Source organism: Deltaproteobacteria bacterium (assembly GCA_016874755.1).
GTDB lineage: Bacteria > Desulfobacterota > Binatia > UBA9968 > UBA9968 > DP-20.
In genome coordinates, this window is record VGTH01000008.1 from 99,362 (window position 1) to 123,661 (window position 24,300).

21 protein-coding genes and 1 pseudogene are annotated in these 24,300 nt (G+C 57.9%); 9 read left to right on the forward strand and 13 right to left on the reverse strand.

The window, feature by feature from the left end; all coding sequences use genetic code 11:
* Positions 1-52: 52 nt before the first annotated feature.
* On the reverse strand, positions 53-1,135 hold the full coding sequence (locus tag FJ145_07045) for an extracellular solute-binding protein (protein ID MBM4261186.1): 1,083 nt from the start codon (positions 1,133-1,135) through the stop codon (positions 53-55).
* A 23-nt stretch (positions 1,136-1,158) separates the two neighbouring features.
* On the reverse strand, positions 1,159-1,902 hold the full coding sequence (locus FJ145_07050) for a hypothetical protein (GenBank protein MBM4261187.1): 744 nt from the start codon (positions 1,900-1,902) through the stop codon (positions 1,159-1,161).
* A gap of 147 nt (positions 1,903-2,049) precedes the next feature.
* On the opposite strand from FJ145_07050, the gene FJ145_07055 reads away from it, so the two are divergent.
* Both FJ145_07055 and FJ145_07060 read left to right on the forward strand, forming a co-directional pair.
* Positions 2,050-3,537 carry a YdiU family protein gene (locus FJ145_07055; GenBank protein ID MBM4261188.1) on the forward strand — a complete coding sequence of 496 codons (1,488 nt, stop codon included), beginning with the start codon at positions 2,050-2,052 and terminating at the stop codon, positions 3,535-3,537.
* Positions 3,538-3,978: 441 nt separating this feature from the next.
* Positions 3,979-4,161 carry a hypothetical protein gene (locus tag FJ145_07060; GenBank protein ID MBM4261189.1) on the forward strand — a complete coding sequence of 61 codons (183 nt, stop codon included), beginning with the start codon at positions 3,979-3,981 and terminating at the stop codon, positions 4,159-4,161.
* 190 nt (positions 4,162-4,351) lie between these two features.
* Here the strand turns inward: FJ145_07060 and FJ145_07065 are convergent, their stop codons facing one another.
* Positions 4,352-5,329: a hypothetical protein gene (locus tag FJ145_07065; protein MBM4261190.1), complete on the reverse strand. Its 978-nt coding sequence runs from the start codon at positions 5,327-5,329 to the stop codon at positions 4,352-4,354.
* 244 nt (positions 5,330-5,573) lie between these two features.
* Here FJ145_07065 and FJ145_07070 point away from each other — a divergent pair, with 244 nt between their 5' ends.
* From FJ145_07070 to FJ145_07080, 3 genes are all read left to right on the forward strand, one after another.
* Positions 5,574-5,930 carry a cupin domain-containing protein gene (locus FJ145_07070; GenBank protein MBM4261191.1) on the forward strand — a complete coding sequence of 119 codons (357 nt, stop codon included), beginning with the start codon at positions 5,574-5,576 and terminating at the stop codon, positions 5,928-5,930.
* An 85-nt stretch (positions 5,931-6,015) separates the two neighbouring features.
* Complete coding sequence (locus FJ145_07075; protein MBM4261192.1) at positions 6,016-6,351, forward strand: hypothetical protein; 336 nt, start codon at positions 6,016-6,018, stop codon at positions 6,349-6,351.
* A 187-nt stretch (positions 6,352-6,538) separates the two neighbouring features.
* Complete coding sequence (locus FJ145_07080; GenBank protein ID MBM4261193.1) at positions 6,539-7,273, forward strand: dienelactone hydrolase family protein; 735 nt, start codon at positions 6,539-6,541, stop codon at positions 7,271-7,273.
* Between the two features lie 56 nt (positions 7,274-7,329).
* Here FJ145_07080 and FJ145_07085 read toward each other — a convergent pair whose 3' ends face one another.
* The 7 genes and pseudogenes from FJ145_07085 to FJ145_07115 form a co-directional block, all read right to left on the reverse strand.
* Positions 7,330-7,653 (reverse strand): hypothetical protein, encoded by a 324-nt coding sequence (locus tag FJ145_07085; protein MBM4261194.1) that lies wholly within the window; start codon positions 7,651-7,653, stop codon positions 7,330-7,332.
* Between the two features lie 66 nt (positions 7,654-7,719).
* Positions 7,720-7,971: pseudogene (locus tag FJ145_07090) on the reverse strand (hypothetical protein).
* Between the two features lie 285 nt (positions 7,972-8,256).
* Positions 8,257-9,129: an alpha/beta hydrolase gene (locus tag FJ145_07095; GenBank protein MBM4261195.1), complete on the reverse strand. Its 873-nt coding sequence runs from the start codon at positions 9,127-9,129 to the stop codon at positions 8,257-8,259.
* 2 nt (positions 9,130-9,131) lie between these two features.
* Positions 9,132-9,599 (reverse strand): hypothetical protein, encoded by a 468-nt coding sequence (locus FJ145_07100; protein MBM4261196.1) that lies wholly within the window; start codon positions 9,597-9,599, stop codon positions 9,132-9,134.
* Positions 9,600-9,607: 8 nt separating this feature from the next.
* Positions 9,608-10,186, reverse strand: a complete 579-nt coding sequence (locus FJ145_07105; protein MBM4261197.1) for a hypothetical protein — start codon at positions 10,184-10,186, stop codon at positions 9,608-9,610.
* 21 nt (positions 10,187-10,207) lie between these two features.
* Complete coding sequence (locus tag FJ145_07110) at positions 10,208-10,930, reverse strand: lytic transglycosylase domain-containing protein (protein ID MBM4261198.1); 723 nt, start codon at positions 10,928-10,930, stop codon at positions 10,208-10,210.
* A 249-nt stretch (positions 10,931-11,179) separates the two neighbouring features.
* Positions 11,180-12,751, reverse strand: a complete 1,572-nt coding sequence (locus FJ145_07115) for a UbiD family decarboxylase (GenBank protein ID MBM4261199.1) — start codon at positions 12,749-12,751, stop codon at positions 11,180-11,182.
* Between the two features lie 317 nt (positions 12,752-13,068).
* Between FJ145_07115 and FJ145_07120 the strand changes: the two genes are divergently transcribed.
* Positions 13,069-16,476: a tetratricopeptide repeat protein gene (locus tag FJ145_07120; protein ID MBM4261200.1), complete on the forward strand. Its 3,408-nt coding sequence runs from the start codon at positions 13,069-13,071 to the stop codon at positions 16,474-16,476.
* Positions 16,477-16,582: 106 nt separating this feature from the next.
* Positions 16,583-17,395: a pyrroline-5-carboxylate reductase gene (proC, locus tag FJ145_07125; GenBank protein ID MBM4261201.1), complete on the forward strand. Its 813-nt coding sequence runs from the start codon at positions 16,583-16,585 to the stop codon at positions 17,393-17,395.
* A gap of 80 nt (positions 17,396-17,475) precedes the next feature.
* On the opposite strand, the gene FJ145_07130 is transcribed toward proC, so the two are convergent.
* Together FJ145_07130 and FJ145_07135 are read right to left on the reverse strand one after the other, a co-directional pair.
* Positions 17,476-18,060: a DUF1318 domain-containing protein gene (locus FJ145_07130; GenBank protein ID MBM4261202.1), complete on the reverse strand. Its 585-nt coding sequence runs from the start codon at positions 18,058-18,060 to the stop codon at positions 17,476-17,478.
* A gap of 11 nt (positions 18,061-18,071) precedes the next feature.
* Positions 18,072-21,095 (reverse strand): hypothetical protein, encoded by a 3,024-nt coding sequence (locus FJ145_07135; protein ID MBM4261203.1) that lies wholly within the window; start codon positions 21,093-21,095, stop codon positions 18,072-18,074.
* Between the two features lie 475 nt (positions 21,096-21,570).
* Here FJ145_07135 and FJ145_07140 point away from each other — a divergent pair, with 475 nt between their 5' ends.
* Positions 21,571-22,299, forward strand: coding sequence for an OmpA family protein (locus FJ145_07140; GenBank protein ID MBM4261204.1), 729 nt, complete (start codon positions 21,571-21,573; stop codon positions 22,297-22,299).
* 151 nt (positions 22,300-22,450) lie between these two features.
* On the opposite strand, the gene FJ145_07145 is transcribed toward FJ145_07140, so the two are convergent.
* Entirely contained in the window at positions 22,451-22,831 is a 381-nt protein-coding gene (locus FJ145_07145; GenBank protein ID MBM4261205.1) for a hypothetical protein, read from the reverse strand.
* A 115-nt stretch (positions 22,832-22,946) separates the two neighbouring features.
* Between FJ145_07145 and FJ145_07150 the strand changes: the two genes are divergently transcribed.
* Entirely contained in the window at positions 22,947-24,278 is a 1,332-nt protein-coding gene (locus FJ145_07150) for a glycerate kinase (GenBank protein ID MBM4261206.1), read from the forward strand.
* The last annotated feature ends 22 nt before the right edge of the window (positions 24,279-24,300 follow it).

Below are 24,300 nucleotides of genomic sequence, written 5' to 3' on the forward strand. Positions count from 1 at the left end.
TTGCGGGAACCACTCATGACACAGCTAGCCCGACATCTACCGAAAGACGGGGCTATTGTTTCAAAATCTTCGCCAACTCGGCTTTGAATTGCAGCCCTTCGTCGCTTTCGCCCTTGAGATAGTAGTCAATGGATTCTTTGGGCGATTGGAGAGACAACTTCGACTCACGCAAGTGTTTGTTCATCAGCGTGCCTTCGACCAGATGTGAGCTGCGCGACTCGTGCTTCTGCAAAACCTCCTGCGCTTCTTTGGTTGTCATGAAGGCAACGAATAGTTTGGCGAGGTTTGGGTGCGGCGCGTTGCGCGGCACGCTGAGTTGGAAATAGTCGGTATTGATCGGCGTCGTGCCCGGCACCGCCATGATCGGTGCGCCTTTGGCCTTCCACTTCCACATGGCGCTCAGCGAGTCGCCGAGGTTGGCCATGATCGGATACTCGCCGCTGACGATGCGTTCTTCCTCGCTGTAGCGCAGGCGCCCGGCGCTGATGGCGACCAACTTGCGGGCGAAGTCTTTTACTTTCTCCGTGCCCCAATTGAGCGACAGCTCGGCCAGCCAGGCAACATAGGGAGGAATAGCGATTTTCCCGGCCCAGGTCGGGCTCAATTTCGGGTCTACTAAATCGAGGTAGCTCTTCGGCGCTTTGTCCTTGGGGATCAAATTGACGTTATAGATGATGCCGTTGGGCGAGGTGTAGGTGAGCACGGTTTCGCTGGGATAGATTTCCATTTGCTTGGTGACCCACGGAAAGATGCCGGCGTAGTTGACTTTTTCGAGGGCGTTCTCGACGTGCATCAATGCCTGGTGCGACTGCGAGCCCAAGAAAATATCGGAAGATACTTTGTTGCCGGATTTGATCTCGGCAATATGGCGTGCGGCGCGCGCGTTCATGTCTGGCCCGGCGGCAAAGGCGATTTTCATTTTCGTACCAAAGCGCTTGTTGAACGCCGCTTCGAGATCGCTCTGTCCCTTTCTGCCGCCGAAGGTGCCGGCGCCGGCGATAAAGACGAGCTCTTCCTCTTTTCTTGCCGCAGCGACCAAAGACTCCACGGTGTCGGCCGCAAAAGCTTTTGCGGAGTGGACCAGCTGCGCCCCCAGCAATGCTGCTCCAGCCAAGAATAAATTCAGTTTCGTCATGATCGCGATTCGCCTTTCTGCGTTTAATGGGTTGCCGCGTAGCAACCGTCCATGAACATTTTATTCAAGTCCGCCGGTGTCACAGCGCAATACTCAGCCGGGTAGCCGGGCCGCTCGTTGATGCCTTCTTGCAGCATGCGGACGAGCACATGTTGGGTCACCGCGCCATGGGCCATGCGATCTAGATGATCCTGCGTATCCGCTTCATGGTGCTTGGAGAAATAGCTCGCCTGGGCGGTGGTGAGGCCGTAGTATTTCGTCAGCGCTTTGAAGAAATCCAAACAGGACTCGCCGAAGGGGTGTTCCCACAAAACCGAGAACCAATATTCTTGAATCTGCCCGTCGTTGATCAGCGTGCGGTGAAAATCCGGCAGGGCGCGGCACTCGGGCAGCATGGGTGTGAGCAGCACTTCTTCTTTGGTTAAGCCCAATGCTTCGCCGGTGCTCATGAGAATCTGAATGTGCCCCGGAGGCGAGGGGTGACCAAATTCATCGAGAACTTTCTGGGTATAGACGTTCATCAAGTCGACGTTCTTCACGAAGAACCAAAGATGCTTGTAGAACGCCGAGGTGTACACCGAATTGATCACCGGCACGAAGGCGCCCCAATTTTTGTAAAAGAGTTGGATGGTCTCTTTTTTGAGCTTGCCTGCTTTGAGCTCATCCATGAAACGGGTCTTGTCGACCGTTTGCTTCCAGCGCTTGTCACATTTAGCCGCCAGCTCGGCAATGAATTCCTTGGCTTGCGACTCGTTGAGTTTCAACATTGCGCATCTGCTCCTAATAAATCTCTAGGGAAGGTATTTGAGGATTGGCGCTGCGTCAAGGTCCGCTACCGCCTGAGTTAGAGTGTATTCGGTGGCTCGCGGCGTGTCGTGATCGCATGGTATATGTTGATTCGAGGAAGCTCACAGATGCACAACAATTCAGGGATTGCTCGATTTCCTTTCGACAACACCTTCGCGCGCGAGCTGGAGGGGTTCTACGTCTCGTGGCAGGCGACGCAGGTGGCGCGGCCGGAGTTGGTGCGGTTCAATCACGATCTGGCGCAAGAATTGGGTTTGGATGGCGCGGCTCTCGCGTCCGAATTCGGGGCGAGGGTCTTTGCCGGCAACGAGACCCCGCAGGGCGCGGCGCCGTTGGCGCAAGCTTATGCCGGGCATCAGTTTGGCGGCTTTTCACCGAGGCTCGGCGATGGGCGGGCGCTGCTGCTTGGCGAAGTGATCGATCGGCATGGACGCCGTCGCGACATTCAGCTAAAAGGCTCCGGGCCGACGCCGTTCTCGCGCGCCGGCGACGGCAAGGCCGCGCTCGGGCCAGTGCTGCGCGAGTATCTGATCGGCGAGGCGATGCATGCGCTGGGCATTCCCACCACTCGGGCGCTGGCCGCGGTGACTACGGGCGAAGCGATCTATCGCGAGACCGCGCTGCCGGGCGCGGTTTTGACGCGCGTTGCCGCCAGCCATATTCGCGTCGGCACCTTTCAATTCTTCGCGGCGCGCGGCGAATGGGACAAGGTGCGCCGCCTGGCCGACTATGTGATCGGCCGCCACTATCCCGAATTGCTGGGCCACGCGCAGCCGTATCTTAAATTGCTCGAAAGCGTCTGCGACCGGCAAGCCGCGCTCGTCGCTCGTTGGATGAACGTCAGTTTCATTCACGGCGTGATGAATACCGATAACATGACAGTCTCCGGCGAGACCATCGACTATGGCCCTTGTGCGTTTATGGATCACTATGATCCGGCGACCTGTTTTAGTTCCATCGATGCGCGCGGCCGCTACGCCTATGGCAATCAGCCGACGATTGCGCAGTGGAACTTGGCGCGCTTTGCCGAGACTTTGCTGCCGCTGCTCGATGGCGATGAGAAGCGCGCCATCGAGATCGCCCGGGGAGTGATCAACCGTTTCCCATCTCTCTACGAACGGTACTGGCTAAACGGCATGCGCGCCAAGCTCGGTTTGCTGAGCGAAGACGAAGCCGATTTGCACCTCGCCGAAGGATTTCTCACGGCAATGGCGGGCAGCCACGTCGACTACACGTTGGCGTTTCGTTGCCTCGCCGATGCCGCTTTGGGCGACGAGCAGCGGATTCGCGCGCTGTTTGCCGATCCGGCTGCGTACGATCAATGGAGCAAAGGCTGGCGCGCCCGGCTCATGCGTGAAGAGCTATCTCCCGCGGAGCGAGCGCAGTCGATGCGCAGAGCGAGCCCGGCATTCATACCGCGCAATCACCGGGTCGAGGAAGCGTTGAGCGCCGCCGTCGAGCGCGGCGACTATGGTCCGTTCGATTCAATGCTCAAGATTCTGGCGCGCCCGTTCGACGATCAGCCGGAATTTTCGGCCTACGCGGAACCTCTCCACGATGGAAATCCGGGCTACCGAACTTTTTGCGGCACCTGACATGCTAGCCTCGATTTGACTTGCGCGCGCCACCTGCGCTACAGGGCGGCGATGAAAAACCTACTCGGTGCGCTCTTTTTCGTTGCGTTGACTTGCGGTGCGGCTAACGCCCAGACTCCCTAGTATCAAGGCCAAACGATTCGCTTCGTCATCGGCTATCCGGCCGGGAGCGCGCATGACTTGTGGGCGCGCTTGGTGGCGCCCTGCATGACTTAGCAAATCGCCGGCAACCCGCACATCATCGTGCGAAACATGCCGGGCGCCGGTTCGGCGGTGGCGGCGAACTATGCTTACAGCATCGCCAAGCCCGACGGCTTGACGACCGCGGTCACCAATGCTGGACTCTACTTCGATCAAATTCTCGGCCGCAAATAGGCGCAGTGCGATTGGGCCAAGTTCGGCTGGATCGGCAGCACGACGCGCACCTACCCGCTGCTTTACATGGCGGCGAAAAGTCCTTACGGGAGCACTCACGAGTTGCGCAGCGCCGCGGCGCCGCCCAAGTGCGGCAGCACCGGCACCGGCAACAGCGGCTACTACATTGCCAAGCTGCTCGAAGAATCCATCGGGGCCAAGTTTCAAATCGTCTCTGGCTCAACGGAGCAAGTGCGGCGGGCACCATGATCCATAACAACGAAGTGAAAGAAGGCGGCGCTCGATAGCGGGCCAACGCCAGGCCGGTGCAGAGCAGCAAGGAAATAAACAAAGGCTCCGACCAAACCATGGTGTGAGTCGTCAGTATCGTTGGCGCGGTCAAGGTGAGCAGCGCGGCGATGAAGCCCGCCAGCCCGACGCCGGTGGCGCGATAAAGCGCTTAATTGATGCTAAGGCGGGCGAAGGCTTCGCTCCGCGCGGTGGGTGTGTCGGCGGGGCCGAGGAACTCGATGCGTACGAAGCCGGGTTCTTTGCCTTCTAGTTGGATCTTGGCCCAGGAGTTTTTCACACCGATTACCTGCACCAGCGTGCCTTCGGAAAATTTCTCAACTGTCGGGGCGGCGAATCTGGCTGCTTGTCTGATGGCGATTGGGCGGCGGGCGCGCAGGTAAAGTGGGTTGGCCGCTGAGGCGTAGTGCTCTTTGGCCGGTCGCGAGGCGACGGCCGGTGCTTCATCGACGCCATCGCCTTCGGCTTTGGCGCGGTGGCTCCCTTTCGGCTTCTTCTTCTTGGCTTTAGCAATCGCCGTCCCGGACGGCTTTGTGCCCGCTTCAGACCGATTGGTGGCGGCAATTTTTGGCGCATTGTCACCGCCGGCAACTGGTTGGGGAGGCGCGCTGTTTTCTACCGCAGTTGACGCCGTGCCGAGCGGCGGGCTTTCGACGGCCGCTATCGTTGCCGCGCGCTGTTCGAGGTTGGCGGGCGTTTGCGTCGATGCGGTCAAGCGCCGGCCTTTCCCCAGGAGGAGGTCGGTGCCAAGCACCGTGACAATCGAGGCCATGCTCAAGACCGAAGCGGTGAGCGCAAAGCGAAATCCCCAATCGTGGGCTGTGCCGCGGGTTAGACCGAAGCGCCGACGTTTGCGCGCCGATGTTGGGTTGGGCGCCGTGTTCGATGCGCGCTCGTTCTCCCACTGCTTGAAATCGGCGTGGGCGTCCGGTCGTTCGCGTTGATTTTGGCAGAACTCGCGCAATGCAACGATGCGCGTTACCAGCGATCGGTAAAGGTAAGCGTCGCTATCCTGAGGCGTCGTAGCGATGATCTGATTGAGCAGCTCGATGCTCTCTTCATAGCGGCGCTGCTTAATCAGCGATTCGAGCCGGTCGTACCGGGCCGCGTCGCGAAGTATCCCATCCATGTTGTCCTCCACCTGTGCGGTCCCTTCCTTGGGCTGTCGCGGCAGGCGCCACTCGAAGAATCGAAGCTAATTGCATACCAAATAAGGAGGGCAAAAGTCAAGAAAAATATAACTACATTATATAAATGGCAATTTCTGGCCTTTCATACCAAGTGCGTGCGCCGCTGTGGCGCGCCATTTCGATCGCTTGCCGAAGCTTGGCGCTCTGAGCTACAGTGTGTGAAAATCGCTGGAGGTAAACCCTGTGGATTGCATCAACCTGAAAGATGAGATGGGTAAGGCGCAGCGCAAAGTCGATTTGTTCGGCACGGACAATTTTCGTTCCTGGCTGCTTTACTTCGTGCCTGGCGACGGCACCGACATGCATTATCATGCCAACCCGGAGACATTTTTAGTTTTTTCCGGCAACGGCATCGTCAAGGGCATCAAGGGCGAAGAGCGGCCGATCAAGAAAGACGATGTGCTCTGTTTAGCGGCCAAAGATTATTACCAGATCGTCAATACCGGCAGCGAGCCGCTGGTGCTGTTTGGCAATCGCTCGGAAGCGTTCGGTGGACCCCATATCAAGGCGGACGGCAGCGACCGCAATGCGCGGGTGTGAGACATCGTTTTCCGGAAGAAAAATTGACATCCCCTAGCCAAGTGATTAAGTTCCAGCGCAAACGCGCGTAAGGTGAGGATTTGCCATGCCTGTTTACGAGTACCATTGCCAAAAATGCGGTGAGTTCGAGGTCACCCAACGAATCACGGAAAAGCCTTTGGGCAAATGTCCGACGTGCAAAGGCAAAGTGAAAAAGCTGATCTCCAATACCTCGTTCCAATTGAAAGGCACCGGCTGGTACATCACCGATTACGCCCGCAAAGGCCAGAACGGCGATTCGAAAGCAACGAGCAGCACCACGTCGGAAACCAAATCCGAGACCAAGAGCGAATCGAAGAAGAGCGAAAGCTCGTCCAGCTCAAGTAAGAGTGAGAAATCTTCATCGTCGAGCTCAACTTCGAGCCCGGCATCGACGACGTGAGACAGCGTTAGGCCAGTGACTGCAGCAAACGGCGGGTTTCCCGCCGTTTGCATTTCTAGGCTTGGCGGCTATTGCGGGCGAAGCCTTTTTGAGCTTTTTAGCCGAATCAAACGTTTAAGTCTGGACGCCCAATCCATTTTTCGCTATAGCTGGGGCAGCCAATAACTACAAATTTAGGAGGTTCAAAATGGCTCAGACGATTGAGAATATTGTCGATCCGAACGATTCCGGTTTGGCATCGGAAATGGTGAAATTCACCAGCCCGGGTGGCAGCATTAATGCCTACATCGCGCGGCCGAAGGATGGCAAGAACTTGGGAACGGTGATCGTGATTCACGAGAACCGCGGCTTGGTGGGGCATATCAAAGACGTGGCGCGCCGTTTCGCAAAGGACGGCTTTGCGGCAATCGCAGTGGATTGCATGAGCCGCATCGGCGGCAGCGACACCTGGAACGGCAGCGATGAAGCGACCAAGGAGATCGGCAAGATCAACGGCGGCATGGTCGTTGAAGACCTGACCGCGGCGGTCGCGCACATGAAAAAGCAGGGCTATATCAACGGCAAGTTCGGCGTGGTCGGCTATTGCTGGGGCGGCGGGCAATCGCTCAATTTCGCCACCAAGTGCAAGGATCTAAACGCGGCTGTGGTGTATTATGGCCGCAACCCCGATCCGCTCGATTCCGTCGCCAACATTCCGTGCAACGTCATGGGCAACTACGCAGCAGACGATGCCAACATCATGCCGGGCGTGGAGCCTTTGAAAGCCGCCATGGCGAAGGCCGGCAAGAGCTTTGACGTCAAGGTCTACGACGGCGCCAAGCATGCGTTCAACAACAATACCAACGCCGACCGCTATCATCCCGATGCGGCCAAGGACGCCTGGGCGAGAACGTCGAGCTTCTTCAAAGCCAACTTGGCGTAGTAGGATTTAGTTTAGGCAGGTAGTGATGGGCGGCACGTGGAGCAATCCCGTGCCGCCTATTTTTTTTCGGGGCGCTCGCCGATGGCCTGCTTGGCTAGCTCGGGGGTGATGTAGTACGGGCCGGTTTGAGTGTCGCGCCAAACTTGTTGGGCGACTTCGGGGTCGCCGCCGGTGACGACATAGGAGAGCGCACCGGCAAGCGCGCCAATGAAAACCGAAACCAATTTGGCCGGGACATAGACCAGGTTGCCGACGCCCATGCCGAGGGCAACGCCGCTCTTCTCAATGAGATCCTCCGCGGTCGATTTGGCGGGCATGGCCGCGACCAGCAACGCCGCAATGACCATCCCAGGGATAAGTTTTTTCATTTGCAGTGGCATGAGCTAACCTCGCATGAACAGTTTCGACCGAATCGCGTCGACGCCGTGGGTCGGGTTCCAAAAACGGCGCACGCCGAAATAGTAGCAGCACGCCTCGTTATCCAAATCGTTGTTGAAGCAGCGCAGTTGGCCGTCTTGAAAACGCACGCGCGCCAAACAGGTGCCGCCAGGAACGGAGGAGGTCATCACTTCCATGACCACACCCAGCCCCCATTCTTCGTAGCGGAGATGGTTGACTTCATCGCCGACGCGCAGATAAAGCCGTTTGCCTTCGCTGACAGCGAGGGAGCGTTCGCGGCGATGCTGAAAATGTTTGATGGTGAGGGCGACGTTGGAATTGGTGGCCGGCACAAGCGCCACGCCGCCGCGCTCCGGCGGCTTATCTTCGACCGTCGACTCGTGCCGGCTGGACGGCGGCACGCTCTTTTTTCGCGGTGACTTTGTCTTGGCCACAACCGTTTCTATTTTTGAAAATTCTCAATGAACCTTTCTGGTCGATCGATCAGCCTCGATACAGGCATAATCCCAGATATCGAGTTGACTAGTCAAGCTCTCGCGAGTGGCCACGCAGTGACGACCCGTGCCATGCGCCGCGCGTTAATCTTACAACTGCAAAAATGGCACAACCACCTCCGCCAGACCGACTGGATTGTCCTGATGCACCATGTGACCGGCGTTGGCGATAACCGTTTGTCGGCGGTTGGCGATGGCAGCGTAGCGCTGCCGTTTGTCAGTGCGCTTGCTCTGGTGGCTCTCCTTGCCGTCGACGATCAGCACGGCGCACTCGATGCGGCGCAGAAACTCGATGGCTTGAGCGGTGTAAAACGGCTGCGGCGCGGCGGTGCGATGGAGCGGGTCGAACTTCCACACCCATTTGCCTTTTTCATTCTGGCGCATGCCGGCATCGGCCAAGGCCAGGGCAAATTTTTCGTTCAAGCGCGGGTTGGTTTGCTGCAGTTGGCTGGCGCCGGCGGCGACACTGGTGTATTCGCGAAAATGATCGCGGCCGCGGTGGTGCACTTCGCCTATCCACTGTTCCATGCGGACCGGTGCGTCGGAGAAATGCATGCCCACCGGACCGACGCCTTCGATCAGAACCAGCCGCAAGATTTGTTTAGGAAACGCGCCGCCGTAGAGCAACGAAATGGTGCCGCCCATGGAGTGGCCGACGAGGTTGAACTGGCTCAGCCCAAGCGCGCGCACAACACAGGAGAGGTCGAAGACGTAATCCGGAAAATGGTAGTAGCCGCCGGCGCCGATCCAGTCACTGTCACCGTGGCCGCGGCCGTCCGGCGCGATGATCCAAAGCGGTTGGTTCGCGCGGCGCATCAGCACGTCGACGAAGGGGCTCCAGCTAAACGCCTGGTCGAGAAAACCGTGAATCAACAAAAGCGGCGTTCCCGTCGGCTCGCCCCATTCGAGACAATGAATGGCCAAGCCGCGTGCGTCGACAATTCTGTGGCGAGGTTCGGGCATGCTCAGGCCTTGTGCACCGGGATTTCGACGAAATCTTGCGCCGCCGCGGACCACGCGAAGGCGCGAATGATTTTCACGGTCCGCGCGTAGATCGAAACAACCAGCTGCGTGGTATCGGGAAACGTCGGCTCGCCAAACGGCATGGCAAAGGCTTTGTCTTCGGCAGAAAAGTAGGCATCGTGATCCGGGTGTGAATGGTAAAACGCCTTAAGCGCGGCGCCGGCTTTTGCCGCAGCCGCGATGGCGTTTTCCAGCTCCATCGGGTCCATGGCATAGGCGATTGTGGCAGTGCGCGGATAGGTTTGCGGGTCGAGCGCATGCAGTTGATTCTGCATGTTGCGCAGGCGTTGGACGCGATCGACCTTGCCGTCGGAAAAAATAACGCCGCAGCACTCGTCGGGAAACTCATCTTCGGCGTGGCGTGAAATCTCCTGCCAGCAGGCGCTGCTGAGAGAGAACGGTGCGTTCATCAAGTCGGTTATTTAACATGACCCACGGTCGATTTTCCATCGACGTAGGCGAGCATGTCCGGAGTCGCTGCGCAGGGGATGCGCGCCGCTTGGAAGGCTCTAATCCAACTGTGGATCTGTTCCATCATGACACAATCAGAAACCTCCAGCGGGCCAATCAACGTCGGCCCATGCGACCCATCGATGCTCACATGCGCGGGCGCCGTCAGGGTGGCGCTGAAGCCGAGCCGCGCGCCAAGCGTTTGCTCGGCGCCGAAACCGGCGGCAATGGTGTCGAGGGTGCGCAAGTCGTCGGACAATGCCAGTGCCAAACCCTCGGCTGGTGCGTAGGAGCGCAGTTGCGCGACTTGATGGGTTTCGACTAGGAGCATCAGCGAATAAGCGCCGGTCAATTCATCGATGGTGTTTGCGTGCTGAAAGCCTTCGGCATCGTAGGCGCCCCAAAGACCACGTAACCGCAGACCTTGCGCTGGCTGCCATGCGGCGCCGAGCAGCGCGACGTCATAGCCCGCGTGGCGCAGCAAACAAGCGAAGACGCACGCGTCGGCGTTATGTCCGGCAATGAGCACTCGCGAAGGCGCGGACATGATGGAATATTTTCCGTGTAGTTAGAAAGTTGGCAGTTTGGCTTTTCGATATTTCTGATAGGCCGTCATGACCAGGTTCGCGTAGCCATCGGGCAGCTGCTCGTTGTTGTCGAGGCGGGTCTGAATTTCCGTCGGTCCCCTGTTGTAGGCAATCAGCGCCAGGTTTAGGTTGCGAAAGTGGCGCTTCAAATCATGCAGATAAAAGACGCCAAGCTTGATGTTGAGAATCGGGTCGTCGAGCAGTTCGGTGCGAAACGTTTCGGCGCTCAGACCCTGTCGCCGGCCGATATCGAGGGTGGAAAGAAACTTTCCCGTGTCGGGCATGATCTGCATAATGCCGCGGGCCCCCACCGGAGAAATCGCCTTGTATTGAAAACGGCTTTCGACTTCGATGACAGCTAAGACCAACATTGGGTCGAAAGCGTGCTTCGCACTCTCCTGCAAGATCACCTCGGAAACTTGCCACGCCTCGGTATCGCTAATATCAGGACGGTTGGATCGCACAATCGAATAGATTTTAACCAGATCTTTGGGCTTCGGTTTTTCGATAAATTGCACCACTTTTTTCAGTGGCGAGAATCTCTTGGTTTCTGCTTGGGGCTCAAGCGTTTGTTCGGCGCGGACGAGATATTGCGCCGAGAGCCAGGCCGGTAAAAAAAGCAGCGCGACTAGACTCAGTTTTGCAAAAAAGCTGCTGAGCCATCGCAAAGTACGAGCGAGCGCGTTGGTGTGACGTTTCTCCATTACTTTAGCCTTTGAATTGGGGTTAGCTGAAAGAGAGGATTTCTTGCGAGCTACAAAATCGCTATCAGGCGAGTTGCGCGATGTCAACGCGCGCAACGGAAATAATTGTACCCGTTGACCGCGAAAAATTACAAGCGCAGCGGCGGAAAAAGAGATTTTTTCAGTCAAAACATCGTCAGGTGCGCTGAAAAAACAAAGGCGGCAGGATCGAGGATCCTGCCGCCTTTGTGTAGAAGAACTTCTGGGAGCTTATCGGCCGGTGCGCGCCAAGGAATGCACCCAGCCCTGCATGCGCGACTTGGCGTTTTGGATGTCCTTGTCGGCAAACCATTTTTTTAGATCGATGCGATCGACCGGATAGACCGGGCGCATGAAGTCGCTCTCATAGCCGAAGGGCACGGTGGCGTCGATGCCCATGCCGCCTTCGAAGCTGGTGTTTGAGGCGGTCCATTCTTTTTCACCGGCGGTCATGCGTTCCGCGGGCATGAAGGTCTGGCCGCGGCCGCCGGGGAGCGGATTGATTATGTCGGTCTTCGGATTGACGCGCGTGGTCAGGTTCCACATGACGTCGTCCATGTCGTAAATATCGCAATCTTCACTGAGTGCGACGACTAGGCGAGACCCTTGCGAGGTGGCCAGGATCGCCGCCATGAAGTTACGCTGCCAGCCTTCTTCGATGCGGTTGCGTTTTTTAACCTGGATGATCGCGCCGCCCCAATCGGTCATGCAGTAGGGGATGTTCACGTCCATGATGATGCCGGGCTGCATTCTCTCGCAGAGCTCCCACATCGCCGCTTCACGCACGGTCGTGTCGATATTGTGATCGTCCAGTGTGTGCACGCCGAGCGGGAAGATGATGGGCTTGCCTTCACGCTTTCTTGTCGTTACAGCGGTGACGTGAAAGGTCGGCGCTTTATAAGCTTTGCCCATATAGCCGGCCCATTCCGGATGGAAATGGAAGCGGCCTTGGATGCCGGCTTTTTCCGACTCCGCGGTTTCGAAACGGCGGTCGCGCGGATTGACGTAGCCTTCAAGCACGACTTCGGCGTCGGCAAGTGACATCGCGTCCACGGTGCGCGCTTTCACCAAACGCATCGGCGCGCCTTGCACGGCACCGGCGACGCCGACTTCGTCGCAGCCTTGCGGCAAGATGACATAATCGAAACCCGCGCCGGCGAGCAGCGAGCCCGCGACCGGCAACCCGAAGTTCATCGTGATTGGCACCGGCTTGTTGTCTTTGTAGTACTTGCTAACGACTTGCCACATGTGTGAGCCGGGCGAGATCTGAAACGTGCCGACGTTGCCCCAGCGAAAGTTCATGCGGTTGTAGCCCAAGTCGGTGCCGCCGTTGAATTGTTCGCCCGAGATGAGCCGGTTCCCGGAACCGACGGTCAGCTCAGGTTCGACGTCGGTATGGCGGATCGGCACGACGAAGTCGTTGGCTTCGGCCGGCTTCTCATAAACTTCCTCTTGGACGGGCGCGCTCTTTTGGTCGATAACGATAGGAGCAATGGGATGATTGATGGCGTAGGCAAGCTTTCGGGTGCGATCGGCGTGGTCCTTCCAGCCGAACAGCTTGTTGATGACGTTCATGTCGCCGAACAAATTGGTAATGCAGCGGTGCTGCGGTTTGCCTTTAATATTGTTAAAAAGGATGGGGCAGCCGCCGTCGAGCTGCTTCTGAATGCCGGTGATCTCGAGGTTAGGGTCGACTTCTTTATCGGTGATGATAATGTCGCCCTCTTTTTTCATCCACTCGATGGCGCTGCGCAGGTCGCGTACTTCTTCCGGCGCTGCGCCATCTCTTTTTGCTTGAGCCATTCTATCCTCCAATAGTTTTTATCTAGTCTGTTCTTGATTGCGCCAGCGAAACATCGCCAGAATATGTTTAACCCGCCGAAAACTCTTGAAATTCTTAGACCCAATCAGGAAAAATCCGAGGGAGAATTCTTGTTGCGGGACTCTTAAACGGACTTTATGCTTATACGACGAAAGGGCAAAAGTCAACGAAGGCGAGAGCGCGCGCCGAGGCGGCAAACCCCCTTGAAACCTCGAAGGCTTTACAGTTCACAGTGGGCTTGCTATCTCTTTGCAATTCTTCAAATTTCTTTTTTCGGAGGTCTTCTCTGGAAACTCAAATGACTGCAAGTGCCGAGCGCACCAGGCAGGATTGGTTGCTGCTCGTCGGACTCTTATGTTTCTTCTTGTCCGGCGCAGCCGGTTTGATCTACCAGGTGGTCTGGACCCGCATGTTGACGCAGATTTTCGGCAACACGACCTACGCGATTGCCACCGTGCTCTCCGCGTTCATGGCGGGGTTGGCGCTGGGCAGTTATTTCTTTGGCAAGATCGCCGATCGTGGCAAAAACGATTTTCTGCTCTACGGCATTCTGGAAGCCGGTGTCGGAGTCTACGGGTTTCTTGTTCCCTGGTTCTTCGCCGGTGCGCAGAAGCTCTACGGGCCGATCTTTGGTTTGAACCAGAGCTACCCCTTCTTGTTCAACCTGGTGTTGTTCTTTCTTTCGTTCGTGCTGCTGGTGTTTCCGACCATGCTGATGGGCGCGACACTGCCGGTGTTGAGCCGCTTTTTCGTGCGCAGCTTTTCCCAGTTCGGCCGGCGCATCGGCGATCTCTATGCGACCAATACCCTGGGCGCGGTGATCGGCTGCGCCGCCGGTGGGTTTTTCCTGATACCGCAGTTGGGCATGCGCACGACGGTGTACGTCGCCGCGGCGGTGAACTTGGTTGTTGCGCTGGTCATACTTGTTGTCGATCGGTTGCGCGATCAAGAATTCCGAGAAGATGTTATCGCCGCCACGGCCGCACAGGCAAATGATCATGTGACGGCCGAGACTAGCACGCCGTCATGGGTCAGTTGGCTCTTGCTGGTTTCTTTTGGCCTCTCCGGCTTCGCTTCCCTGGTTTACGAAAATGCTTGGACGCGCTCTCTAACGCTGGTCATCGGCAGCTCGATCTATTCATTCACGACCATGCTGGTGACTTTCTTGATCGGCTTGGCGCTGGGCGGCTTCATCTACGCGCGCTTTCTCGGCAACCGCGAAGCGCGTCTGAGTCTGTTCGGCCTAGTCGAACTGTGGGTCGGTCTGGCGGCCTTGGCGACGATTCCGCTCTTCGAAAAACTACCGCTGATTTTCGTGCGCCTGCTGCACGGCTTTGGCGATACGTTTACGGTGTTTCTCTGGCTGCAGATCGTGCTTTCAGCGCTGGTGATGTTTCTGCCGACGGTGCTGCTCGGCATGACGTTCCCGCTGGTTGCGCGGCTATACACGCAAAATCTCTATCGGGTGGGCAGCGGCGTCGGCAGTTCCTATGCCGCCAACACGGTGGGCGCCGTGCTCGGTGCCTTTGCCGGCGGTTTCATCTTAATACCCAATATCGGCGTGCAGAACACGATCATCTTTGGCGTCGTCTTGAATCTGGTGATCGCGGCCGTGCTCTTGCTGGGCGACACCAAGGCGGCATTGGTGCCGCGTCACATTATGGGTTCTGCCGTACTGGCGCTGGCTGCCTATGTACCGGCGAACCTGCAACGCTGGGACCGTCATGTGCTGACGAGCGGCGTGACGATCTACAACGACCGCTATGAAGCACTGCCCAGCGATTCCTTGCGCATCGAGGAGATGAAGCGCGACGACGTCGAGTTTTACCGCGAAGGGTTGACGACGACCGTGAGCGTGCATCGCATTCCCGGCAGCAACTATGTTTACTTCAAATCCAACGGCAAGATCGACGGTTCCTACGGCGACGCTTTGAGCCAGTTGATGACCAGCTACATCGCCATGCTGATGCATCCCAAGGCAGAAACCGCGCTGACCATCGGTTTAGGCAGTGGAATGTCGGCCAAAGCGCTGGCGACTTTCACATCGCTAAAAGATATCGAGGTCATCGAAATCGAGCCGGCGATGATCGAAGCAAGCAAGTATTTCGATCGCGCCTGGGTGCCGGTGGACAAACTGCCGGCGGGCGTGAGCTTCCCCGCCGATGACGCACAGAGTCGGATCTGGTATGACGCGGCGTCGAAGCGGCTCTATTATAAAGGTGTGATGGACTCCGAAATGCGCACCAAGTTAATGGAAAAATCGCAGGACAAGGACTACCGCGGCGTGATCGATCGGCTCTATCGCAACGCGCGCCATTCGCGCCACTCGAGCGTGCTTGAAGATAAACGCGTGCGGGTGATTCCCACCGACGGGCGCAATTACATTCTCGCCACGCCCAAGTACTACGACGTCATCACGGCCGAGCCGTCCAATCCCTGGATCGCCGGCATCGCCAATCTCTACACTCGCGAGTTTTACCAGGTGATTAAATCGAAGATCAAAGACGACGGCATCTTCGCCCAGTGGTTTCACAATTATTCGATGTCACCGGACGATTTTCGCATGGTGTTTCGCACCTTCACCGAGTCGTTTCCCCATGTTTCGCTCTACAGCATGAAGGAGAGCGATTTTCTGCTGATCGGCAGCAAGCAGCCGCACGGCTTCAACTATCCGCTGATCAAACAGGTTTACGATAGCCATCCGATGTTGCGGTCTGACTTCGAATACTTGGGACTGTCGGACGTTTACGCGGTGCAGGGCTTTTACCGGATGGGGCGAGAGAAGCTTTTGGAATTTTCCAAGGGCGCCGACATCAACACCGACGACGGCGCCCAGCTGGAATTTTCCGCGCCGAAAAATCTCCGCCGGCCGACCACCGAGCTCAACCGCCGCTTGATGGCGCCGTTTCTCGAAGCGGCGCCGCCGTGGCTCAAGCCGGGATCGCTGCCGGTGCCCGAGGCGATGCACCATTACTACATGGCGCAGTCCTACTCGGCCAGCATCGCGCACAGCCGCGCTCAGAAGGAGATCGAAAAAGCGATCGCGCTCGATCCCTCCAACCCAAAGTTTCATTTGCTGAGACTGAAGATCTTGCTCGACCAGGATAAGAGCGCCGACGGCGCCAAGGCGGCGTTTGCAGCTCTGGATCTCGACAAGAACACCGCCGGCGATATTCTCGGCATGAGCGATGAGTTCTATCTGCCCGAGGCCAAAGCGGTCTACCGCAAGATCATCGAAATCGGCAGCCGCGAAGTCTTGCCCTATCTCGGCCTCGGCAATATCGCGCTTCACTCCGGCGATAAAGAAGAAGCGGAGAAATGGTTTCTCCAAGCGCGTGAAATCGATGCCGATCACCCGGCGGTGCTTTTGGCCTGGGGCCGGCTGATGGCGGCAAAGGAAAAACACGCCGAAGCGCGCGACCTGCTGGAAAAATCGCGCAGCAAAGGCGAGGAGTCCGCCACGGTATTCTCGGAATTGGGCGGCGTCTATATGCATCTCAAGAATTGGGACAAGGCGGCGGAGAACTATGAGCAAGCGCTGCGCATGAAGCGGCGCCGCAACGATCTGCGGATCTCCTTGGCGCGAACCTATGCCAAAATGGGAAGAACCAGCGAAGCGGAAAGAAAGTACCGCGAGGTGTTGGCGTTCAGTCCCGATGATACCGACGCGGTGAAAGGCTTGCAGGAATTGGGGCGGCGCTTCTAGCCTGCGCTTGTTCCAGGTTCAAAGTTCCACGTTCAACGTCGGAACCAGATCGGACCCCGGTTGAGGCCGTGGAATTTGCTCGCGCGCATTGCGAAGGAGTCTTGGCATGTTGAAAAACAAAGTTGGCATCATCGGCGCCGGCAAAATCGGCTCGGCGATCGCCCGCGGCATTATCGGCGCCGGCCTCGTCGGCAAAGAGCAAGTCATGGCGAGCGATGTCGCCGAGGTATTGCGGCAGATGATCACGCGCGATGTTGGTATTAACTCGACGGCGGATAACCTTGCGGTTTGTGAGTTCGCCGATGCGGTGATTCTTTCCGTCAAGCCGCAGATCATCGACGGTGTGCTCAAAGAGATTGCCAAGAAGGTCGGCAAATCCAAGCTCGTCATCTCAGTCGCCGCCGGCGTGCCGCTGGCGCGGCTCGAGGCCGGGTTAGAAAGAGGCGCTCGGGTAGTGCGCGTCATGCCCAACATCCCTTGCGTTGTCGGCGCCGGCGCCGCGGGCTTTGCCGGCGGTACGAGCGCTACAGCCGCAGATCTGGAGATTGTCGGTGCGATCCTTAACAGCTTTGGCGTTGGCATGCCGGTGGAAGAAAAATATCTCGACGCGGTGACTGGACTCAGCGGTAGCGGGCCGGCCTATGTCTTTCTGTTCATGGAAGCGCTGGCCGACGGCGGTGTGCAAGTTGGACTGGCGCGCGACGTGGCGCTGAAGCTCGCCATGCAGACGGTATACGGCGCGGCAAAGATGGCCCTCGAAAGCTCAAAGCACTTAGGCGAATTGAAAGACGAAGTCACCTCGCCCGGCGGCACGACCATCGCCGGCCTCTACGCCATGGAGCAGAAAGGCTTTCATGGCGTCGTCATGGACGCGGTCGTGAACGCAACGCGGCGCTCGCAGGAGCTGGGCAAGAGTTGATCTGAAAAGTTTGAAAATCGCCGAATCGGCGCCGGTCAAGATCACAAGCTTCGATCTTGACGGACGGCCAAGGTCATTGGCTATTTTCTTCGCCAGTTCCCCTGCGTGTCTTGAATGTACCAGCCCGGCCGGGCTTGATCGGACCAACTTTTGGCAAAGATGCTTTTGATCTTCGGCACGGATTCTTTGGGGATGCCATTCGCCTTCGCGATTTCAATGTAGAGCGCTTCGCGATCGTTGTTCTCAGCGTCGACCAACTGTTTGGTTTCGGCGCGTTCCTTCAGATTTAATCCATCGGAACTGCGGATTGCCAACAGGCCGTCCTGAGCGATGCCGATGCTGCCCTTGTCCATAAACGGTTTGATCGCCTCGCTGCGATTCTTGATCGAATCTTTGAGCGCGCGGATCGCCGGATTGGATACATTGATGTCGGCTTCCTGGGCGTGGGCGCGACTGATAAACGTCAGCGCGTAGCGGCTGCCAAGGCTGTCGATCAGCCGGCTTTGCGGCTGGCCTTTTTGCGGCGCTGGCTCGGTGGGTCCTCCCCAGGTTTCTTTAACGATTTGATCGGCCGCGCGCTCCACCGCCGCCGCCGGAAAATAGATGTTCACCGTCACACAGGCGCTCATTAGGAAAGCGGCGATCATCAAGCTTCTTTTCAACATGGTTCCTCCGTTCACTTGACCTCGATTTTGTCAGATTTTTTGATTTGTTGCAGCCGGCGGAGCAGCTCACCGAAACTTATTTCCTGGGTGTAGCTGATAATGTTGACGGTGGGGGGCAGCAGACTGCCGACCACGAGGAACTCCTTGCCATCGCGGCTTTCGATGCCGCGCAGCGTCAATTTGTCATTGCGCAGTGTGGCTTTGAAGCCGAGCTTGCTATAGCGAAAGCTGTCGAAAAATCCGGCGAGCCCGCCGTAGACGGCGCCGGCGTTTTCGCCGGAGCTTAGCACGGTAATCTTGTTCAGCGCTTCGACGCTGATGCGCTGCTCGGTGCCGCGATCGACGGAATGCAAGTCGGCGCGCAGTTGCGCCGGCTGCCCGTCGGTGATGACGAGATCGTTGATGCTGCCTTCGAGCACGCCGGAGATGCGGCCGAATGCAAACGTTTTCGAGGCTTGTTCGAGATTGACGTCGCGAATCGTGGTGTCGAGCTTGATCGAAGCCAAAGACGAAAAAGGGTCTTCAATTTCCAACTTGACAAGATCGATGCGCCCGCCGAACACCTCCGCGCGGATCGCGCCGCTCGTGCGCAGGACGCTGGCGCTGGCGGTGATCTGTGGGATCGACGCCGTCAGCGTGCCGCTGAAGCGCGGCCAGCCCAGTGCTTCGGTCAGCTCTTGGAGTTGCAGTTGTTTGCCCTCGGCGGCAAAAGTGAAATCCTTGGCGCTCTTGATGATGTCGGGCCAAAGCAGGTTGGCGAGCGCAAGGGTGCCGCCGTAGATCGTCAACACAATCGGTTGATGAAAGCGCAACCGGTTGTTCGATAATGATAAGCTGGTCCTGATCGGCGCCAAGCTGCGCGCCCCGAAGCGGGCCGACTGAATCGCGATGGTTCCCGGCTGAACTTCACTGCTGCTGCTTGCGGCAGATTCGGGATAGCGCGTTTGAAAAGGCAGCGCGAGGGCTATCGGACCGATCTGCCAATCGTTCGATCTGGCGCGCAGCTGCCCATTTCGCAACGACAGCTCTCCGGCGATGTTGAACGCGTCGAGGCTGCCTTGCAGCCGCGTTTGCAACGCCATCTCGCCGCCGACGATGATCTTGTCTAACAGCGGATAGCGTTGCTTGAAGGTGTCGCGCAGAAAGACATCGAAAAATCCGCCGGGAAGAAAAGCATCGCTGCGCAGCTCGGCGTTGAGCTGCGGTCTTTCGGTGAGCCGCTCGACGCTGCCGCGCAGTTGAATGTGGCCAACTCTGGCAATGGCGAGCTCGCAGCGGCGGCAATCGAGGCGATCGTTGCCGAAGGAGTAGTCCCCGTCGAATTCGAGAACCGGCTTCTGAGTTTTTAAATCGCCAAAAAACTTGCCCCACAGAACTTCGCCGCCGTCGATGTTGAGCTTGCTGCCGATGCTGATCAGATTTTTTGCCGGATTCATCGCGGCGCTAAAACTGCCGTTGAGCGCCAGATTCTCACCGACGCGCGCGCTGTCCGCGGCAGCGAATTTGGCATTGGCCAGTTGCAGCTGTCCTTCTATCCTGAGCGACTCGTTGGCCGGGTAGGCAAGTTTGCCATCGATGATAACCTGGCCGGCGCTGGCGCTGGTGCCGTCGCTGGTTTGCCCGCTCGTGCCGCGCAGCTGCACGCGCCCATCGAAGGTAACCGGCGACTGCGCCTTCCCAGCGAGCGTGCCACTAATGGCAATTTGCTCTGCGGCAAGACTGCGCCGCGCTGCTTTCCAGGCCAGCGCTTTCCCTTGCAGACGAATATCTTTGAGCTGGACAGCTGAAGCGGAAGCTTCCAAGGGAGCGTTCAGCTCCACCGGACCCAGGGAAAACTCGCCGGCTTCGACGCTCAAAGCAGCGCTACGCGCAACGCCTTTGATATCGAGCGCCTCGGCCGGGCCGCGCAGCATCAAATCGGCCTCGCCGAGGCCCTTGTAGCTCCATCGATTGAGCGGCGCCGGCAATAATGGCTTCAACGCTTCCCATGACAAGCCGCGCAGCGTGGTGCGCGCTTCCTGGACAATTATTTTATCGTGCAATATCAGCCGGCCGTCGGCTTCGCCGCTGCCGAGCTGGCTCGTCAGCTTCAGCGATTGGATAGCCAAGGATCGGTCGTTGGAAGCGTAGCGGCCGCTGGCCGTGAACTGTGCCGGGCCATCGCGCAATGGCAGAGCTCGCGGCGACAGCACGTTGGGGAAGCCGACCAGTTGCCCCTGCGCAGTAAAGCCGATTTCTTTGGCTTTGGCGTCGAAATCGAGGCGGGACTCCAAATGGCCGGTGACTTTCTTGGTGCCCAGGGCGAGCTCGCTCGCTTGCGCTGTGAAGCTGACCCAGGGCGCTTGTTTTTCCGGCGCGTGAATCAAAGCGTTGATCCGCAGGCTGCCCGGCGCCGCCTCGCTGGCTTTGCGCCGGTCAAAAAATTTGCGGGTTGTCTTGGCGCGCAGATGCACTTTTACCGTCAATTCGCGCAACGACCCGCTGAGCGCGACTTCGGCCTCGCTTGCGAGCGCCGGCACATCGGTTTTCAAAGTGATGCCACTCTGCGGTCCTAAGTTTAGGTTCTCGGCATCGAGAGTGATCTGCGGCAATTCGATCGCGTTGCCCTCCGCTATTTCTAAGACGACCGTGCCGTCTCGCACATTCAGTTGGCGGATCGCCGTCGTGATCTCGCCCTGTGCCGAAGACTTCATAAACTCTTCGAGATCAAGGCGAAGCACGGGTTTCTCCAATATAAGTTGGTGGATGCGATTGGCCATGACTTCCGCCGGATTGAGAAGCAGCGAAAGCCGCTCGCTATGCAGGCTAAAACCCGGTTTGGCGACGGCAACGTTGCCGGCAGTCACGCCGAACGGCCAGCGGAAACGCAGGTCGGTGAATTGAACCGCGGCGCCGGTGCGGGTGGCAAGCTCGGCCCGCAGCCAATCTTGGAATCGTTCGGATCGTAAAAATAAGCCCAGGCCGACAATCAGCAACGCCAGCAGCAAAATCGTGCTGAGCGCTCCGACCAAGGCCCGACGCACCCACCGGTCCATGCAAAAAAACTTACAACACTTTGATGATTGAACGAACTGCGAGCGTCAAATTGTCAGCCACAGCGGCGCACCTGCCGGGATGCCGTCGCATCACTGCGAAAAAAATTGACAACAGCTTTTTGCCTGGCGTATAACCCCAGGCCTAAGGGTTAGTACTTAGTGCGCCTTGGCGAACTCAACAGGGAAGGAGGGGATGCCGATGCGGGGCATTCACGATGAAGTCAGAGATGACCGCGGCAGCTAACCGCCCGTATCGGCTTTTGGTGTGGCAATGGGGGATTGCCCCTTAAAGATCAACTCAAACCGTTCCTTATCAGCGAACGACAAAAAAACGGGGGAAGGGAAGAATGATTCAGGAATTCAAAGACTTTATCAACCGTGGTAACGTTCAAAAATTTTACTTGACAACCTACGACACTTGTACTACTTTGGCCAAAAATTTGAGCTTAGCAAGGAATTTTCAGGAGGCAGAGAGATGCAGAAAAACAAATACCTGGCGCTATCGGCCGTGGGGTTTTTCCTGACAGGATGTGCAGGATTAACCAAGAACCAAGCGGCGATCGTGGGCGCTACGTTGTGCGGTGTTGGCGGCGCGGCAGGCGGCGCGGTGGCAGCGAATAACCGTATCGAAGGAAGCAAGCGCAACACCGGTGCCGCGGTTGCGATTGGCGCTGTTTCTGGAGCCGTGCTCTGCGGCGGCTTAGCTTATTTGTTGACGGAAGATCCGAAGCCGGCGGCCAAACCCGCGCCACCGCCGCCACCACCACCTCCTCCGCCTCCTCCCGCGCCCAAGAAACCCGCAGAGAAGCCTGCAGAAAAGAAACCCGCAGCGAAACCCGCAGCGAAACCCGCAGCGAAACCACCAGCGCCCAAAGTCGAGCGCACGATCATTCTCGACGATGTCTTGTTTGACTTCGACAAGAGCAACATCAAGCGCGAAGCCGGTGCTATCCTCGACTTCATGAACGAGAACAAAGACAAGAACGCTAACCTGTCCGGTCACACCGACAACGTGGGTAGCGACGCCTACAACCAGGCGCTGTCCGAACGTCGGGTTGCTTCTGTTAAGGATTATGTCAGCGGCAAAGGTGTAGCCGGTAGCCGGATCTCCGGCCAGGGCTTTGGCGAGAGCAAGCCGATCGCTGATAATAAGACTGCGGAAGGGCGGGCAAAGAACCGCCGCGTCGAAATAAAAGTTAACTAGTACCAGAGTCATTGGGTTCAGCACAATGCGGATGCCGGGCAAGGCAAGAATTATCCTCCTGGCATCCGCATTGTTATTTCCACAGTTGGTCCCCGCTCAGGTGATCAACTTCAAAGAGCTGCAAAATCAGATTCTGGGTTATAAGAGCTGGTTAGATCGGTTCGGTGCCGGTGGTTCCAGGTTTTGGACACGGCTCGATAGCAGCAAGCGGCCCCATCGCCTCTATGTCGGCGAAGCTTTCTTGAACGCCGACGACGGTGAAAAAGAAGAGTTCATCGAAATATTTTCGCGTTTCCTCGCCGGCCATCCCGATAAAAACATGCTGATCGATATCTACGATTCGTCGACAAACAAATATATCGGCGAGTACGGGTTCGGTGGCTTTCGGCTTTTTCCCACGCCTCGCTAGTTCCCGTTCCGATAGTTGATACTGCGATGACCGCAAAGCCGTCAGCGCTTTGCCGCTGAGTCGTTTTGCCTCAAGGGACACGGCCGTATTGTCGTTTCCACGCAACTGCTGCGCTTGAGCCATGAACAGACCCTCACCGCTCCGCTGCTATCGGTGATCTCGGTCAGGTAAGTTTAGGATATTCTTAGCACAACTGCGAAGTTTAGTGGTATGTAGACGCCAACAAATCTAATTTTTTATGGACTTGTCGGCTGGACTGCGCAGCGATGCGCGCACGATCTTCTCGGCGGCGTTAGCGGCCGTCGACCCGGCTGCTGCGCTGAAGCGGCAGGTCACGCGCGTTGGCGATCGTTTGCAGATTGCCGGGCGGTGGATCGATCTTGCCCAGGTCGGGCATATTTCGGCCGTCGGTGCCGGCAAGGCCTCGGCCGGAATGGCACTGGCGATCGAAGCCATCTTAGCCGACAAGGTCCCTGAGGGGCTGGTCATCGTCAAGGACGGCTATGGACAAGCGACGAGCAAAATCCGCGTGGTCGAAGCGGGTCATCCGGTTCCTGACGCGCGCGGCGTCGACGCTGCCAATGAAATCATCGAAATGGTGCGCGCCGCCGGGCCAGACGATCTGGTCCTGTGTCTGCTTTCGGGCGGCGGCTCGGCCTTGCTCAGTGCTCCGGCCGAAGACATTTCGCTCGCCGACAAGCAACGCGCCACCGAGCTGTTGCTGCGCTGTGGCGCGACGATCCAAGAGATCAACGCGATCCGCAAACATGCTTCGCAAATAAAAGGCGGCCAGCTGGCGCGATTGGCCAGACCGGCGCGGCTTGTTTCGCTGATTGTTTCCGATGTCATCGGCGATCCGCTCGATGCCATTGCTTCGGGTCCGACGGCTCCTGACCCGACGACGTTTGCCGATTGCTTGGCGGTCATCGACCGTTACAGTTTGCGCCAGGCGATGCCGGCAGCGCTGATCACGCGCTTCGAGGCGGGACAGCGCGGCCAAATCGACGAAACGCCGAAGCCGGGAGACGCGGTGTTTGCCGGCGTGCAGAACGTTATCGTCGGTAATAATCGCGAGGCCGTGCTGGCCGCCGAACAGAAGGCGGTGGCGCTCGGCTATCGCACCCTGGTGCTCAGTGAGCCGGTGCAAGGCGAAGCGGCACAGGCCGGGCTGGCGTACGCGGCACTGTGCCAAAAGGTCGCGGCGACGGGTGCGCCCGTGGAGCGTCCGGCCTGCGTTCTTAGTGGCGGTGAAACCACAGTGACGGTGCGCGGCCATGGCCGCGGCGGCCGCAACCAAGAGTTTGCTACCGCGGCGGCAACTGCCATCGCTGGGTTGCCTAACGTTGTGATCTTGAGCGGCGGCACCGATGGCGGCGACGGGCCGACCGATGCAGCCGGCGCCATCGTTGACGGCGCCACCATCGCGCGCGGTAAAGCGTTGGGGCTCGATGTCGCCAGCTTCTTGGCAAACAATGACACTTACCACTATCTCAAAGCAGTCGACGAGCTACTGATTACCGGGCCGACGCTTACCAATGTTATGGATGTGCAGGTCATGCTGATCGGCTGACAACGGTAACGCGATCTGTCAC

What these genes read in the sequence shown, in the direction of transcription:
- FJ145_07045 (MBM4261186.1), bottom strand. Translation starts at nt 1,135, where the DNA reads ATGACGAAACTGAATTTATTCTTGGCTGGAGCAGCATTGCTGGGGGCG.
- FJ145_07050 (MBM4261187.1), bottom strand. Translation starts at nt 1,902, where the DNA reads ATGTTGAAACTCAACGAGTCGCAAGCCAAGGAATTCATTGCCGAGCTG.
- FJ145_07055 (MBM4261188.1), top strand. Translation starts at nt 2,050, where the DNA reads ATGCACAACAATTCAGGGATTGCTCGATTTCCTTTCGACAACACCTTC.
- FJ145_07060 (MBM4261189.1), top strand. Translation starts at nt 3,979, where the DNA reads ATGGCGGCGAAAAGTCCTTACGGGAGCACTCACGAGTTGCGCAGCGCC.
- FJ145_07065 (MBM4261190.1), bottom strand. Translation starts at nt 5,329, where the DNA reads ATGGATGGGATACTTCGCGACGCGGCCCGGTACGACCGGCTCGAATCG.
- FJ145_07075 (MBM4261192.1), top strand. Translation starts at nt 6,016, where the DNA reads ATGCCTGTTTACGAGTACCATTGCCAAAAATGCGGTGAGTTCGAGGTC.
- FJ145_07080 (MBM4261193.1), top strand. Translation starts at nt 6,539, where the DNA reads ATGGCTCAGACGATTGAGAATATTGTCGATCCGAACGATTCCGGTTTG.
- FJ145_07085 (MBM4261194.1), bottom strand. Translation starts at nt 7,653, where the DNA reads ATGCCACTGCAAATGAAAAAACTTATCCCTGGGATGGTCATTGCGGCG.
- FJ145_07095 (MBM4261195.1), bottom strand. Translation starts at nt 9,129, where the DNA reads ATGCCCGAACCTCGCCACAGAATTGTCGACGCACGCGGCTTGGCCATT.
- FJ145_07100 (MBM4261196.1), bottom strand. Translation starts at nt 9,599, where the DNA reads ATGAACGCACCGTTCTCTCTCAGCAGCGCCTGCTGGCAGGAGATTTCA.
- FJ145_07105 (MBM4261197.1), bottom strand. Translation starts at nt 10,186, where the DNA reads ATGTCCGCGCCTTCGCGAGTGCTCATTGCCGGACATAACGCCGACGCG.
- FJ145_07110 (MBM4261198.1), bottom strand. Translation starts at nt 10,930, where the DNA reads ATGGAGAAACGTCACACCAACGCGCTCGCTCGTACTTTGCGATGGCTC.
- FJ145_07115 (MBM4261199.1), bottom strand. Translation starts at nt 12,751, where the DNA reads ATGGCTCAAGCAAAAAGAGATGGCGCAGCGCCGGAAGAAGTACGCGAC.
- FJ145_07120 (MBM4261200.1), top strand. Translation starts at nt 13,069, where the DNA reads ATGACTGCAAGTGCCGAGCGCACCAGGCAGGATTGGTTGCTGCTCGTC.
- proC (MBM4261201.1), top strand. Translation starts at nt 16,583, where the DNA reads ATGTTGAAAAACAAAGTTGGCATCATCGGCGCCGGCAAAATCGGCTCG.
- FJ145_07130 (MBM4261202.1), bottom strand. Translation starts at nt 18,060, where the DNA reads ATGTTGAAAAGAAGCTTGATGATCGCCGCTTTCCTAATGAGCGCCTGT.
- FJ145_07135 (MBM4261203.1), bottom strand. Translation starts at nt 21,095, where the DNA reads ATGGACCGGTGGGTGCGTCGGGCCTTGGTCGGAGCGCTCAGCACGATT.
- FJ145_07140 (MBM4261204.1), top strand. Translation starts at nt 21,571, where the DNA reads ATGCAGAAAAACAAATACCTGGCGCTATCGGCCGTGGGGTTTTTCCTG.
- FJ145_07145 (MBM4261205.1), bottom strand. Translation starts at nt 22,831, where the DNA reads ATGGCTCAAGCGCAGCAGTTGCGTGGAAACGACAATACGGCCGTGTCC.
- FJ145_07150 (MBM4261206.1), top strand. Translation starts at nt 22,947, where the DNA reads ATGGACTTGTCGGCTGGACTGCGCAGCGATGCGCGCACGATCTTCTCG.